The sequence below is a fragment of the Jeotgalibacillus sp. JSM ZJ347 genome (assembly GCF_044383825.1).
Classification (GTDB): Bacteria; Bacillota; Bacilli; order Bacillales; family Jeotgalibacillaceae; genus Jeotgalibacillus.
On record NZ_JBISEN010000001.1, the window covers coordinates 190,274 to 204,534 of the forward strand.

The window sequence follows — 14,261 nt, forward strand, 5'->3', positions numbered from 1 at the left end:
GCCCCAGGAAGGGACAGGTGAGACCCCGCAAACGAAGCTGAGGAGGCTCATCGCCCGGGGGCAGGAAAGCGTAGCCCTCCACTACAAGATCCAGCGGTTCAGGAAGTATTTCTACGTTATAAAAGAAATGTTTATAAAACACGAAAGTAGTGAAAGATTAAACTAGTAAAACGTTTTCATAGAAGATTCTGATATTGAGCAGAACTATTGAAAACAATAAGGTGCTTTGGTAACCTTAGTTCAGATGAAATCTTGATACAGCAGTGCGAACCGGCTAATACCGGACGCTGTATACGTACTTTCAACGCTTGTTCACATTTACCATTAAGACATGCTGTAAATCGTGTTATAATGGGAGTAATGATTAATTCGTGGGGGTGTCATTCAGCACATGCACATTATAGTGGTAGGTTTGAATTACAAAACGGCCCCTGTAGAGATGAGAGAGCGTCTTTCTTTTCAGGAAGCGGATCTTAGTAAAGCAATGACGGAACTTCAGTCACGTAAAAGCATACTGGAGAACGTCATCGTTTCGACATGTAATCGTACTGAGATATATGCAGTAGTAGATCAGCTTCATACAGGTCGTTATTATATAAAACAATTTTTAGCTGACTGGTTTAATCTGGACAAGGATGAGTTTAGTCCCTATCTGTTTATTTATGAGAAAGATGGTGCAATGGAGCACCTGTTCAAAGTAAGCTGCGGGCTCGATTCAATGATTGTCGGGGAAACACAGATTCTCGGTCAGGTACGTAAAAGTTTCTTTACAGGTCAGGAAAATGGTACGACAGGCACTGTATTTAATGAACTATTCAAACAGGCTGTCACATTAGCAAAAAAAGCACATTCAGAAACTGATATTGCCTCAAATGCTGTATCAGTGTCATATGCTGCTGTAGAACTGGCTAAAAAGATTTTCGGAGATTTAAATAAAAAGCATGTATTAATTCTTGGTGCAGGTAAAATGGGTGAACTGGCGATTCAGAATCTTCAGGGCAGTGGCGCTACAAAAGTAACGGTGATTAACCGCACATTTGAAAAAGCGGCTGCACTTGCAGATAAGTTCTCCGGTAATGCGAAAGAGCTGAGAGAGCTCCAGTGTGCATTAATTGAAGCGGATATTCTTATTACTTCAACCGGCGCACAGGAAACCTTGATCAGTAAAGATATGATGACTGACGTTGAGAGGATGCGTAAGGGTCGTCCTTTCTTCATGGTAGATATTGCAGTACCAAGAGACCTCGATCCATCCATAAATGAACTGGATAACGTATTTCTCTATGATATTGACGACCTTGAAGGGATCGTACAGGCGAATCTTGAAGAGCGTAAGCAGGCTGCAGAACAGATTGGCTTAATGGTAGAGGAATCTATTGTTGCGTTCAAAGAATGGTTGAACATGCTGGGTGTCGTTCCTGTGATTTCAGAACTGCGTGAAAAAGCACTTGCGATTCAGGCTGAAACGATGGAGAGTATTGAACGTAAGATGCCAAGTCTGACAGATCGTGAACGTAAAGTGCTGAACAAGCATACAAAGAGTATCATTAACCAACTATTAAAAGACCCAATTTTGCAGGCAAAAGAGCTGGCAGCTTTACCTGATGGTGATGAAAAGCTGGAACTGTTCAAACAGATTTTTAATTTGACGCAGGATGCAGAATGCCAGGAAATAAAAACTGCTGAATCAGTCAAACTGAAGCCCGAGCTTTCACTGCAGAGTTGATTGGGGAGGATCACACATGTTTGAATTGTCAATGACACGGCTGCATGAAGTCATGATTATCCTCTATGCAATCAGCGTGCTATTATATTTCATGGATTATCTACAAAAAGACCAGAAGGCAAATCGTGTTGCCTTCTGGCTTTTATCAATTGTTTGGGTTCTTCAAACAATTTTTTTATTTCTCTACATGTTCAGAACGGGCAGATTTCCGGTTCTGACACTGTTTGAAGGAATTTATTTTTATGCCTGGGTGCTGCTCACGATTTCGCTGGTGCTGAATCGACTGATGCAAATTGATTTTACCGTCTTTTTTGTCAACGTGATCGGTTTTACCTTTATGGCGATCCATACATTTGCACCTGTACAGGCAAGCACAGAAGCTGCAGCTGAAAGACTGATGTCTGAGCTGCTGCTCGTTCATATTACAATGGCGATCGTTTCTTACGCTGCATTTTCCGTGTCAGTTGTTTTTTCTATTCTTTACTTACTTCAGTACAGATTGTTAAAGCAGAAAAAATGGGGTCAGAAAATTCAGCGTATCACGGATCTTGCAAAATTAGAAAAAGGATCCGTTATATTGAACAGCATCGGCTTTCCAATGCTGCTGCTCAGCCTCATATTAGGCGTTCAGTGGGCCGTTGTATCATTGCCGACTGTACTTTGGTATGACATTAAAATTTCAGGATCATTCCTGCTGCTCGCGATTTACGGAGTATTTTTATACAGAAGGTTTGGAAAAGGGCAGTCAGGTAAATCGCTGGCACTGTTCAATGCAGCCGCATTTGGCTGTTTACTGATCAATTTCCTGCTTGGTAGCAGGTTATCTTCATTCCACTTCTGGTCAGTATAATTACAGATAACTAATCATTGGAGGCATTCTTTTATGAGAAAAATCATTGTAGGATCACGCAGGAGTAAGCTTGCGATTACACAGACTAAATGGGTCATTGAACAGCTGAAGGCACTTGAACCGGGAACGGAATTCGAGATCAAAGAAATCGTCACAAAAGGCGATCAGATCCAGAATATAAAGCTTTCAAAAGTAGGAGGCAAGGGGCTCTTTGTAAAGGAAATTGAACAGGCAATGATTGATGGAGAGATTGATATGGCTGTTCACAGTATGAAAGATATGCCAGCTGAGCTTCCACCTGGTCTGATTATCGGCAGTATTCCTGAACGTGAAGATCCAAGGGATGCTTTAATTTCAAAGAATAAAGAAACGCTGGCAGAATTACCAGCAGGTTCGATTATTGGTACAAGTAGTCTGAGACGTGGTGCACAGATTCTTGCGGTACGCCCGGACCTGAAAGTTGAATGGATCCGCGGGAATATTGATACCCGCCTTAAAAAGCTTGAAACTGAAAATTTTGATGCGATTATTCTTGCTGCTGCAGGTCTTTCAAGAATGGGATGGTCAAAAGATGTTGTATCGGAGTTTCTATCTCCTGAAGATTGTCTTCCTGCTATTGGCCAGGGTGCGCTTTCAATTGAATGCAGAGAAACTGATACTGAGTTAAGAGAATTACTTGACCGCTTCAGTGATCAGGAAACGGCTTTAACCGTTACCGCCGAGCGTACATTCCTTCACAAAATGGAAGGCGGATGTCAAGTGCCGATTGCTGGCTACGCAACGCAGATCGAGGACGGAGTATCACTTACAGCATTAGTCGCCTCGCCTGACGGGAAAAAAGTCTATAAAGAAGTAATCAGAGGAAATGATCCGATTGAAGTAGGGCTGAAAGCTGCAGAAATTCTGACTGAACAGGGTGCGAAGGCACTAATCGATCAGGTAAAGATTGAACAGGAAGGTCAGTAAAATGAATTCCCTGAATGGGATGAAAATTGTATTGACCAGAGATGAGCGATCATCTGAATCTGATCGTCAGCTGATAGAAGCGAAGGGCGGTATATCCGTTATTGCGCCAATGATCCGAATTGAACCGGAATCGTTACAATTCGATCAGCAGAGAAAAGAAGAGCTTAAAAAAGCCGACTGGATAATATTCACTAGTAAGCACGGTGTTTATTACTTTCTCAGATTGATACAAATAGCAGGCGCTGAAGGTCTGCTGACAGGGAAAAAAATAGGAGCTGTCGGCTCAAAAACAGCTGACGCGTTGAAAGCCGAGGGACTGCTGGTTCACTATACTCCGCCCCTTTATTCTGCTGCAAGTTTTAAACAACATTTCAGTGAATCTGTTGATGGGGCTATTCTTTTTCCGCAGGGTAATTTATCCCGCGGTGAAATTGCAAAGTTTCTTAAAAGAAAAGGTCATGAATGCATCAGCTGGACAGTTTATAAAAACGTGGTACCTAATATGTCAGCAGACCTGCTGAATGAGCTTAAAGATGCAGATGTTATCACATTCTTTTCACCCTCAGCTGCAGAGCGTTTTCACAAGGCTGCAGGGACTGATCAGCAGCTGCTTTCAGCGATTAGGCAGGGGTTGATTAAAATAGCGAGTGTAGGACCTACAACGACCGATGCGCTGCATTCTATATCTCTTCCTGTGCATATCGAACCTTCAGAATATACAATGGAAGCGATGATTGAAGAGATCGCCTCTGTGAATAAATAGCCAATGAAATGAACCTATGAATAACAGTACTCAGGAGGGTTATTGAATGAATGAACTACAATTTCACCGTCATCGCAGACTGAGAGGATCTGACTCGCTGCGTTCGATGGTGCGTGAAACCTGGCTTCGTCCGGAAGATTTTATTTATCCGCTTTTTGTGGTAGAAGGAGAGAACATTCATCGTGAAGTTCCTTCCATGCCGGGTGTTTTTCACGTATCACTTGACGGCGTGATGGATGAAATCAATGAATGTCAGTTACTAGGAATCAAATCTGTGATACTTTTTGGTGTTCCAAAAGAAAAGGATGCTGTTGGCAGTCAGGCTTATGCTGAAGAAGGAATTGTTCAGCAGGCTACAAGACTGATTAAAAAAGAAGCACCTGAAATGGTTGTAGTTGCAGATACATGCCTTTGCCAATACACGGACCACGGGCACTGCGGCGTAATTGAAGGCGGTAAAGTACTGAATGACCCGACGCTTGACCTTCTTGCAAAAACAGCTGTCAGTCAGGCAAAAGCAGGCGCTGATATTATTGCACCATCTAATATGATGGATGGTTTTGTTGCTGCGATCCGTTTTGGTCTGGATGAAGCAGGATTTCATGGCGTGCCGATTATGAGTTATGCAGTTAAGTATTCTTCAAGTTTTTATGGACCTTTCAGAGATGCAGCACATAGCTCTCCGCAGTTTGGTGACCGCAAAACCTATCAGATGGATCCGGCTAACCGTCTTGAAGCACTGAGAGAAGCTGATTCGGACGTTAATGAAGGGGCAGATTTTCTAATTGTCAAACCTGCGCTTTCTTATCTTGATATTATGCGTGAGGTAAAAGACCGCCACACACTGCCGGTTGTAGCTTACAATGTAAGCGGTGAGTACTCAATGATTAAAGCAGCTGCAGCAAACGGCTGGATCAACGAGCAGGAAGTCATTCTTGAAAAACTCACAAGTATGAAGCGTGCCGGTGCAGATCTAATTATCACATATCACGCAAAAGAAGCATCACGCTGGCTGAAAGATCAATAAACTTTAAAAGGAGCGGTAGCATGCGTTCATATGAAAAGTCACAGGAAGCATTTACTACAGCATTAGAACTAATGCCTGGCGGGGTGAACAGTCCCGTACGTGCATTTAAATCAGTAAACATGGATCCGATTTTCATGGAAAAAGGAAAAGGATCAAAGATCTACGACATTGATGGCAATGAATATATCGACTATGTATTATCATGGGGGCCCTTAATTCTTGGACACGCAGATGATCATGTCATTGAAGAAATCAAAAAAACAGCTGAAAGCGGAACAAGCTTTGGGGCCCCAAGCCTTGCTGAAAATATGCTTGCAGAGCTTGTGATCGACCGTGTACCTTCAATTGAAAAAGTCAGAATGGTATCTTCAGGCACAGAAGCGACGATGAGTGCGCTCAGACTTGCACGCGGGTTTACAGGCCGTGACAAGATCGTGAAATTTGAGGGCTGCTATCACGGACATGGTGACAGCTTATTAATTAAAGCAGGTTCAGGTGTAGCAACACTTGGACTGCCGGACTCTCCGGGGGTTCCTGCAAGTGTGGCGCAAAATACAATTACTGTCCCTTATAATGATTTTGAAAGCATACAATATGTGTTCAAAGAGTATGGCAGTGAAATCGCCGGCGTGATTGTCGAGCCGGTTGCCGGTAATATGGGCGTTGTACCACCGGTTGAAGGTTTTCTTGAAGAACTGAGAAGCCTGACAACTGAACACGGTTCGCTTCTTATTTTTGATGAAGTCATGACCGGCTTCCGTGTCGGCTATAACTGTGCGCAGGGACATCTTGGCGTTACGCCTGACCTTACATGCCTTGGTAAAGTAATTGGCGGCGGCCTGCCGGTAGGCGCATTTGGCGGGCGTAAAGACATTATGGAAATGATTGCACCGGCCGGCCCGATTTATCAGGCTGGAACCTTATCAGGAAATCCGCTGGCGATGGCTGCAGGTTACGCAACATTGTCACAGCTTACAGAAGAAAGCTACAATCAATTTGTAGAGGCTGGGGATAAGCTGCAGGCAGGATTTACAGAGCTTGCTGAAAAGTACAATATTCCACATTCAGTTAATCGTGCAGGATCAATGCTTGGCTTCTTCTTTACAAATGAAAAAGTTACAAATTTTGATCAGGCAAAAACATCAGACCTTGACCTGTTTGGTGAGTTTTACAGATTGATGGCTGAAAACGGCGTATTCCTCCCACCGTCACAGTTTGAAGGTTGGTTCCTTTCAACAGTGCACAGTGATGAGGATATTGAGCGTACATTAAAAGCCGTTGAAGCTTCATTCAAGGAAATTGCATCTAAGCGCTAATATCTACCAGCCCGTCATCGTATACGGGCTGGTTTTTTATCATACCTGCCTCTTTTTTTCATAAGCTGTAAAAGAACTGATTACAAGGAGGCAGCGATGGCTAAAAATACAATTTATAAACTGCAGGAAAATATCATTTTTAAGGGTAAGCATGTACTGAGTGAATTGCGCTCGCTTTCATTTGAGCCGAGCGTTTCAATTACTGAGCACGCTGATCAGCTTGTTGTGGAAGGTACACTTCATCTCGCAGGAGAAGGCAGCTATGAAGCCGGAACTGAAAAATATCGTGACCTTAAGGACCCAGAAGTACAGGAATCGACTGTGATGGAAGATCTCATCTATTTTGAACACCACTTTCCGCTGTCGATCTCAATATCATCGGCGAGAGTGCTAAGAAAGCAGGATGTTGAAGTATATATCGATCATGTAGATTATGAAATTCCTGAAGACGGGATATTAAATGTGACTGCTGACATTATGATTGAAGGGATTTCTGAGCCTGAAAAGCATAAACCTGAAGAAACACGTGAGGAATTAAGAGTTCTCCCAAACCCTCTGGAACAGTGGGAGGGAATGGCTGCCACAGAAGAAGCTGTTAAGGAAGATCAAAAAACAGAACAAGCGGTTGAGGCAGGTGAAGTGTCGGCAGCTGAACCTGTCACTGAAGAGCCTTCTGTGGAAACGATTTTAGAACCGGTTGCAGAACAAGCAGATGAATCCAGCCGTGAAGAGGAGACCGAAGCGTTAAGCAGTGAAGCAAAGGACGATGAAGACAGTGAAGACGAAGTATCCAATCAAAAAAATCGGGAAGATACTTTTACTCGGTTCATTAAGGCACTTGAAGAAGAGCGTACAGTAATTAAAATACATATCGCTCAGCAGGACGAGACACCAGAAATTGTCGCAGAGCGATATGGAGTTCCGATGCTCCAGCTGATGAAAGTAAATCAGTTTGAATCAAGACGCCCTTTTGACAGAGGAGAGCTGATCCGGATTCCAAGTAGTCAAATCCATTCAAAATAAAGTACACACGCAATGCCTACTAAAAAGCCGAGTATTAACACGTCAATAGTGGATGGAAGTAAAAGCAGTCGGATTGTCTGGAAGATACAGAGTGGAATAATGATTTTCTGAAGGGTACATCTGCACTTTCTCCACCATGGCGGCTTCGGTTTTGGAAACAATCTTTTTCCCATCATAAACTCCTCTCCTGCGCATTCATAAGATATCTTATGCAGAGAGAGGTTTTTTGCGATTTTTATTGACGAAACAGCAGTATTTTGATTATGATAGAGCATATATGAGATGCATTGATCAGGAGTAGTATGCAGATTATCGTTCTTCAGAGAAGAAATTCATTTGGTGAGAGAATTTCCAGAATTGATCCTGCAGAAGTCGCCTGTGAGCAGTACCGGTGAACGATTAGTAGCCGGTGCCGGTTTGAAGCCGTTATCTGAATTAAGTGCACAGAATGAGTCTGTGTAAAAAGGTGGTACCGCGAATCAAATCCCTTCGTCCTTTTATGGCGAACGGGATTTTTTTATTTGTTGGCTATTTTAAAGGTCATTGTAGTTTCTGCACAGCTGTTGATTTTAGCGGAAGGGGGGCGACTCCAGCAGGAGAAATCGGACAGGTGGGACAGTGCGAAGCACGAGGAGGCTCACCGCCGATCCTGCGGAAAGCGTCCCCCCGTGGAGCTGCAATCAACAGCCAGCTTTAATATAGCCTATTTGTTAAGCGCTGCTGAAAAATTTTTTTGATGGAGGTAAGACATATGAACGAAACATCAATGCCTACTAAGTATGATCCAAAAGCGATAGAAGAAGGCCGCTATGAATGGTGGCTGAAAGAAAAAGTATTTGAAGCACAGAGTGATGAAAGTAAAGATCCATACACAATTGTCATCCCGCCGCCAAACGTGACAGGAAAACTTCACCTTGGCCATGCCTGGGATACAGCGCTTCAGGATATCCTGACAAGAATGAAGCGTATGCAGGGCTATGACGTATTATGGCTTCCTGGAATGGACCACGCAGGAATTGCAACGCAGGCAAAAGTAGACCAGAAGCTTCGTGAGCAGGGGAAATCCCGCTATGAACTTGGTCGTGAAGCATTCCTTGAAGAGTCATGGAAGTGGAAGGAAGAATACGCATCGCACATCCGTGAACAGTGGTCGAAGCTTGGTCTTGGACTTGACTATAGCAGAGAACGTTTTACGCTTGATGATGGCTTGTCCAAAGCAGTTCAGAAGGTATTTATTGACCTTTATAATAAAGGGCTGATCTACCGCGGAGAATACATTATTAACTGGGACCCGGCAACGAAAACCGCTCTTTCAGATATCGAGGTTATCCATAAAGACGTACAGGGTGCATTTTACCATATGAGATACCCGCTTACTGACGGCAGCGGACATATTGAAATCGCTACGACTCGTCCTGAGACAATGCTTGGCGATACAGCGGTTGCTGTACACCCGGAAGACGACCGCTACAAGCATTTAATCGGAAAAACAGTTAAGCTTCCGATTGTCGGCCGTGAAATCGAAATTGTAGCAGATGATTATGTGGACATGGAATTTGGTTCAGGTGCTGTGAAAATTACACCTGCACATGATCCAAATGACTTTGAAATCGGCAACCGTCATAACCTTGAGCGCGTCCTTGTGATGAATGAAGACGGTTCTATGAATGAAAATGCCGGAAAATACACGGGGTTGGACCGTTTTGAGTGCCGTAAACAGATCGTAAAAGACCTGCAGGAAGACGGCGTACTGTTTGAAATTGAAGAGCACCTGCATTCAGTAGGTCATTCAGAGAGAAGCGGAGCAGTCGTTGAGCCGTATCTGTCAACGCAGTGGTTTGTTAAAATGGAGCCGCTTGCCAAGCAGGCAATGGACATTCAGGGTACTGAAGGAAAAGTAAACTTTGTGCCGAACCGTTTTGAAAACTCATATATGAGATGGATGGAAAATATCAGAGACTGGTGTATTTCAAGACAGCTCTGGTGGGGTCACAGAATCCCTGCCTGGTACCATAAGGAAACAGGCGAGCTGTACGTAGGTGAAGAAGCACCTGAAGATATTGAAAACTGGAATCAGGATGAAGATGTACTTGATACATGGTTCTCATCAGCATTATGGCCGTTTTCAACAATGGGCTGGCCGGATGAGGAAGCTGCTGACCTTAAGCGCTACTATCCTACATCAGCACTTGTAACAGGCTATGACATTATCGCGTTCTGGGTATCACGTATGATTTTCCAGGGTGTAGAATTTACAGGTCAGCGTCCATTTAAAGATGTGCTGATCCACGGTCTTGTACGAGATGCAGAAGGCCGTAAAATGTCGAAGTCTCTCGGCAATGGAATTGATCCGATGGATGTAATTGCACAGTATGGAGCCGATTCACTTCGCTATGTACTGACAACCGGTTCATCACCTGGTCAGGATCTGCGTTTCTCAATGGAAAAAGTTGAATCAGTCTGGAACTTTGCCAATAAGATCTGGAATGCTTCAAGATTTGCACTCATGAATATGGACGGTCTGACATTTGATGAAATTGATCTGAGCGGTGAAAAATCAGTTGCTGATAAATGGATTCTGACAAGATTAAATGACACGATTGAAAATGTAACAAGTCTTGCAGACCGCTATGAATTCGGTGAAGTTGGTCGTACGCTGTACAACTTTATCTGGGATGATTTCTGCAGCTGGTATATTGAAATGGCGAAGCTGCCACTGAACGGTGAAGACGAGGAAGCGAAGAAAACGACACGCTCAGTCCTTGCTCACGTGCTGGATCAGACAATGCGTCTGCTTCATCCGTTCATGCCATTTATCACTGAAGAGATCTGGCAGAACCTTCCTCATAAAGGAAAATCAATTACTGAAGCAGCATGGCCTGAAGTAAATCAGGACCTTATTGACCGCGAAGCGGATGAAGAGATGAAGCTGCTGATTGAAGTGATCCGCTCTGTCAGAAACATCCGTGCAGAAGTGAACACGCCAATGAGTAAAAAGGTCAATCTGACGATCCGTGCCGCAAATGATCAGACAGCTGAACGCCTGACAAAGAACGAAGCTTATATCGAAAAGTTCTGTAATCCTGAAAATCTGACGATCGGTACAGACGTAAAAGCGCCTGAAAAAGCGATGTCAGCTGTTGTAACAAACGCTGAGCTGTTTCTTCCTTTGGAAGGGCTGATCAATATTGATGAAGAAATTGAGCGTCTTGAAAAAGAGCTTGATAAGTGGACAAAAGAAGTTGAGCGCGTAGAGAAAAAGCTTGGTAATGAGCGTTTTGTCAGCAAAGCGCCTGAAGCAGTTGTAGAAGAAGAACGTGCAAAGCAGAAAGATTACCTGTCAAAACAGGAAGCTGTTAAGACAAGAATTGAAGAACTTCGCACGGTATAAAAGTTTGAGCGGATAGACACTGCTGTCTGTCCGCTTTTTTAAGGAGTGAGGACATTGATACAGAACTTTGAGGAAGCAGTAAACTGGATTCACGGAAGGTTAAGGCTGGGGATCAAACCTGGCCTTGAGCGGATGAAATGGATGATGGAGCGGCTTGGGAACCCCCACTTAAAGATCAATGCGGTCCATATAGGCGGAACGAACGGAAAAGGTTCAACACTTAGTTTTCTAAGACACATTCTTCAGGAGGAAGGCTATACAGTTGGCAGTTTTACATCTCCTTATTTTGAAGTCTTTAATGAAAGAATCGCAGTCAATGGAAAGCCTGCCCCTGAAGAAGACTGGACCGAGTTAGTTAATATGATCAAACCACTCGCTGATGAACTTGAAGATCACGAGCTTGGCGGTCCTACAGAATTTGAAGTGATTACTGCAATGATGTTTTATTATTTCGGTGAAATGAAAAAAGTGGACTTTATACTAATTGAAGTCGGTCTTGGCGGAAGGTTTGACTCAACGAATATTGTTGAACCGATCTGTACGTGCATTACTTCGATTGGTCTTGATCACGTAAGCATTCTCGGTGATACATATGAGGATATCGCATTTGAAAAAGCAGGCATTATCAAAAATGAAACGCCGCTTGTATTGAACGTAAAGCATGAGGGGGCAAAGGAAGTCATCTTATCTCAGGCTGAGAAAATGAAGGCACCAGTATACGAATATGGTCACCAATTCACTGTCAGACATCAGGAAAACAGTGGAGTGGGGGAACAATTTGTGTATACTGACGAACTTCAGCTGAAAACGTCAATGAGCGGCTATCATCAGGCTGAAAATGCATCACTTGCTGTGACAATTGCCCGGCTGATCAAAAAGAATATTTCTAAACAGGCAATTCAGGCAGGGCTCGTAAAAACTTACTGGCCAGGAAGATTTGAGATCATCAGTGAGGATCCGCTTGTGATCATGGACGGCGCGCATAATCCGGAAGGAATCGAGATGATGATGAAAACCATTCAGCAGAAATACAGCAGCAGAAAGATTCATTTTATATTTGCTGCAGTATCCGATAAAGATTTATCTCAAATGATCAGCAAACTGGACCAATATGCAGATCAGATCACATTTACATCATTTGATTTCCCGAGGGCAGCAAAAGCGGGTCAGCTTTATCAAATCAGCAGTCACCCTCATAAAAAGGCGATTGAAGGGGCTGACTGGATATCGCAGCTTACACCATCAGAGAATACTGTTTATATGGTCACCGGCTCTTTATATTTCCTGTCGGGTATCTACAGAACGTTAAAGAACAAGCTGAATAATTAAAAGAATATTTCCATTTGTTAAAAACCTTGTGACGGCTGATCTTTTATTTGTTATGATAAAAGTTAAGTGTGACTATTATCATAAAAAAGCGTGGTGAGATAAGGTGAAAGAAGTGAAAATGTCAGTTAAGTGGGCACTATGGATCATTTGGCTGACGGCATTTCCATCAGTTCTTTATTTAGCATGGAAGCTCAGCCCGATGACAGAATTCGATTGGACGATTTTCATCAGTTTAATTGGTTTAGCGGTCATTTCAGCTTATCTCCCATTTAAAGTGGATCATTCAACGATCTTCATTATCCATTGGATTAACCTGGCAGCATTTTTAGCATACGGCATGTTTTTTGAAATGCTGTTAATGCAAGTCGTTCTGATTCCGATATTGATCAAGTCACGTATTACATTGAAAACCTCATATCGTTTTCCGCTGAATTCAACAATGTTTATGCTGATCAGTTTACTTTCAGGACTGAGTTTCTTTCAAATCGGTATAGATACTTCAGCCGGTTTCTGGCCGTTTTTCATGGCTTCCGGTATCTATATCTTTATTCATATTTTTGCAAATCATATTTATTTATACGTATTTAACTGGATCATTGGAAACCGATATGCATTTTTCAGCAGTGATACAAAGCTCGATTATGTGTCCACTATGCTGAGTATGCCTTTTGGACTGGCGCTGTTCTATTTACTGCAGCTGATAGGGCCTGCAGCGACACTATTACTGGGTCTCCCGTTTTTGGCTGTTACAGTTATATTAAGGCTCTATAATACCTCTGAAAGAGTCAATACTGACCTTGCAAAGTCTGCTAAAATCGGTCATCAGCTTGCTGAGCGTCTGAATGTCAACGAAGTTCTCGATCTATTTACAAATAAATTGTCAGACCTCATGCCGCTTGATTATACATATATACTGGATGTTCACTCGAAAAATGATGAACTGGTACTGCTGAGACGAATTGAAAACGGCAAGGTTGAGCCGAATAATTTATCGCCCGTCAGAAAAGGTGAAGGAATCTCGGGGAAAGTATGGGAAACAGGAGAAGCCACGCTGTTTAACAAAAAATCAGAATGGGTGGAAGAAGTAGAAGGATATGTACCTGCAGATATTGAAAGTATCATCTGCGTTCCCATCCAGCGGAATAAAAAGACTGTAGCAGTGCTTCTGGCAGCATCTAAAAAGAAAAATGCCTTTGGAACCCACCTGGTTGCTATTCTTGAAATTCTGTGTTCTTATCTGGCAATTGCGATACAAAACGCAAGGAACTACCAGCGCAATGTAAAGAGGAGTGAGCGCTGCGGGCTGACAGGCTTGTATAATTTCAGGTATTTCAGTGAGCAGCTTGACAAGGAATTCAGCAAACTGCAAGAAGGAAAACTGAGTGCACTCTCACTCATTCTCCTTGACATTGACCACTTTAAAAAAGTAAACGATACATATGGGCACGAAAGCGGGAACGATCTCCTGAAAGAACTTGCTGGTATATTAGTTGAAACAGCAGGTGATGAGGCGTTGATCGCGAGGTACGGTGGTGAAGAGTTTGTTCTTTTAGTGAGCGATAAAATCAAACAGGAAGCTGTGATTACCGGCGAGAAGATTAGATGTGCAATTGAAAAACATGATTTTCAAATCAGGCACGATTTAAGTAACGATAGAGAATTGATTCATATAAATGTAACAGTGAGTATAGGAGTTGCATCCTCCCCTGAAGACTCTGATTCATCACAGAACCTGATGAGAAACGCTGACAGAGCACTTTATATAGGAGCAAAGCAAAAGGGTAGAAATAAAGTGGCTGTCTATGTAAAGTGAGACCTGCATTCATGCTGTTAGGAGAGATAAAAGTAGGATTTTTATTTTTATGTGATA

Annotated in this window: 11 protein-coding genes and 1 other annotated feature; of the genes, 10 read left to right on the forward strand and 1 reads right to left on the reverse strand. The window is 42.9% G+C overall.

Features of this window, described 5'->3' with window-relative positions:
- Nucleotides 1–391 precede the first annotated feature (391 nt).
- The 7 genes from hemA to ACH6CZ_RS00940 all read left to right on the forward strand — a co-directional run bounded on the left by hemA (nt 392) and on the right by ACH6CZ_RS00940 (nt 7,671).
- Entirely contained in the window at nt 392–1,726 is a 1,335-nt protein-coding gene (gene hemA, locus ACH6CZ_RS00910) for a glutamyl-tRNA reductase (RefSeq protein ID WP_374095560.1), read from the forward strand.
- A 16-nt stretch (nt 1,727–1,742) separates the two neighbouring features.
- On the forward strand, nt 1,743–2,576 hold the full coding sequence (locus ACH6CZ_RS00915) for a cytochrome c biogenesis protein (protein ID WP_374095561.1): 834 nt from the start codon (nt 1,743–1,745) through the stop codon (nt 2,574–2,576).
- A 33-nt stretch (nt 2,577–2,609) separates the two neighbouring features.
- Nucleotides 2,610–3,542, forward strand: coding sequence for a hydroxymethylbilane synthase (hemC, locus tag ACH6CZ_RS00920; RefSeq protein ID WP_374095562.1), 933 nt, complete (start codon nt 2,610–2,612; stop codon nt 3,540–3,542).
- 1 nt (nt 3,543) lies between these two features.
- Nucleotides 3,544–4,305: a uroporphyrinogen-III synthase gene (locus tag ACH6CZ_RS00925; protein ID WP_374095563.1), complete on the forward strand. Its 762-nt coding sequence runs from the start codon at nt 3,544–3,546 to the stop codon at nt 4,303–4,305.
- Nucleotides 4,306–4,351: 46 nt separating this feature from the next.
- Entirely contained in the window at nt 4,352–5,332 is a 981-nt protein-coding gene (gene hemB, locus ACH6CZ_RS00930) for a porphobilinogen synthase (protein WP_374095564.1), read from the forward strand.
- A 20-nt stretch (nt 5,333–5,352) separates the two neighbouring features.
- The gene (gene hemL / locus ACH6CZ_RS00935; protein ID WP_374095565.1) at nt 5,353–6,648 is read left to right on the forward strand and encodes a glutamate-1-semialdehyde 2,1-aminomutase; all 1,296 of its coding nucleotides are present in this window, start codon (nt 5,353–5,355) and stop codon (nt 6,646–6,648) included.
- A gap of 96 nt (nt 6,649–6,744) precedes the next feature.
- A complete protein-coding gene (locus ACH6CZ_RS00940; RefSeq protein WP_374095566.1) occupies nt 6,745–7,671 on the forward strand; it encodes a hypothetical protein in 927 nt (308 codons plus the stop codon).
- Here the strand turns inward: ACH6CZ_RS00940 and ACH6CZ_RS00945 are convergent.
- Nucleotides 7,653–7,847: a hypothetical protein gene (locus tag ACH6CZ_RS00945; protein WP_374095567.1), complete on the reverse strand. Its 195-nt coding sequence runs from the start codon at nt 7,845–7,847 to the stop codon at nt 7,653–7,655. The two genes, ACH6CZ_RS00940 and ACH6CZ_RS00945, sit on opposite strands and share 19 nt — an antisense overlap.
- A gap of 102 nt (nt 7,848–7,949) precedes the next feature.
- Nucleotides 7,950–8,171, forward strand: a binding site (T-box leader).
- A gap of 251 nt (nt 8,172–8,422) precedes the next feature.
- Between ACH6CZ_RS00945 and ACH6CZ_RS00950 the strand changes: the two genes are divergently transcribed.
- The 3 genes from ACH6CZ_RS00950 (at nt 8,423) to ACH6CZ_RS00960 (ending at nt 14,204) form a co-directional block, all read left to right on the forward strand.
- Complete coding sequence (locus tag ACH6CZ_RS00950; protein ID WP_374095568.1) at nt 8,423–11,062, forward strand: valine--tRNA ligase; 2,640 nt, start codon at nt 8,423–8,425, stop codon at nt 11,060–11,062.
- Between the two features lie 54 nt (nt 11,063–11,116).
- A complete protein-coding gene (locus ACH6CZ_RS00955; RefSeq protein WP_374095569.1) occupies nt 11,117–12,391 on the forward strand; it encodes a bifunctional folylpolyglutamate synthase/dihydrofolate synthase in 1,275 nt (424 codons plus the stop codon).
- A gap of 103 nt (nt 12,392–12,494) precedes the next feature.
- A complete protein-coding gene (locus ACH6CZ_RS00960; RefSeq protein ID WP_374095570.1) occupies nt 12,495–14,204 on the forward strand; it encodes a sensor domain-containing diguanylate cyclase in 1,710 nt (569 codons plus the stop codon).
- Nucleotides 14,205–14,261 lie beyond the last annotated feature (57 nt).

What these genes read in the sequence shown, in the direction of transcription:
- hemA (WP_374095560.1), top strand. Translation starts at nt 392, where the DNA reads ATGCACATTATAGTGGTAGGTTTGAATTACAAAACGGCCCCTGTAGAG.
- ACH6CZ_RS00940 (WP_374095566.1), top strand. Translation starts at nt 6,745, where the DNA reads ATGGCTAAAAATACAATTTATAAACTGCAGGAAAATATCATTTTTAAG.
- ACH6CZ_RS00925 (WP_374095563.1), top strand. Translation starts at nt 3,544, where the DNA reads ATGAATTCCCTGAATGGGATGAAAATTGTATTGACCAGAGATGAGCGA.
- ACH6CZ_RS00950 (WP_374095568.1), top strand. Translation starts at nt 8,423, where the DNA reads ATGAACGAAACATCAATGCCTACTAAGTATGATCCAAAAGCGATAGAA.
- hemB (WP_374095564.1), top strand. Translation starts at nt 4,352, where the DNA reads ATGAATGAACTACAATTTCACCGTCATCGCAGACTGAGAGGATCTGAC.
- hemL (WP_374095565.1), top strand. Translation starts at nt 5,353, where the DNA reads ATGCGTTCATATGAAAAGTCACAGGAAGCATTTACTACAGCATTAGAA.
- ACH6CZ_RS00915 (WP_374095561.1), top strand. Translation starts at nt 1,743, where the DNA reads ATGTTTGAATTGTCAATGACACGGCTGCATGAAGTCATGATTATCCTC.
- ACH6CZ_RS00945 (WP_374095567.1), bottom strand. Translation starts at nt 7,847, where the DNA reads ATGATGGGAAAAAGATTGTTTCCAAAACCGAAGCCGCCATGGTGGAGA.
- hemC (WP_374095562.1), top strand. Translation starts at nt 2,610, where the DNA reads ATGAGAAAAATCATTGTAGGATCACGCAGGAGTAAGCTTGCGATTACA.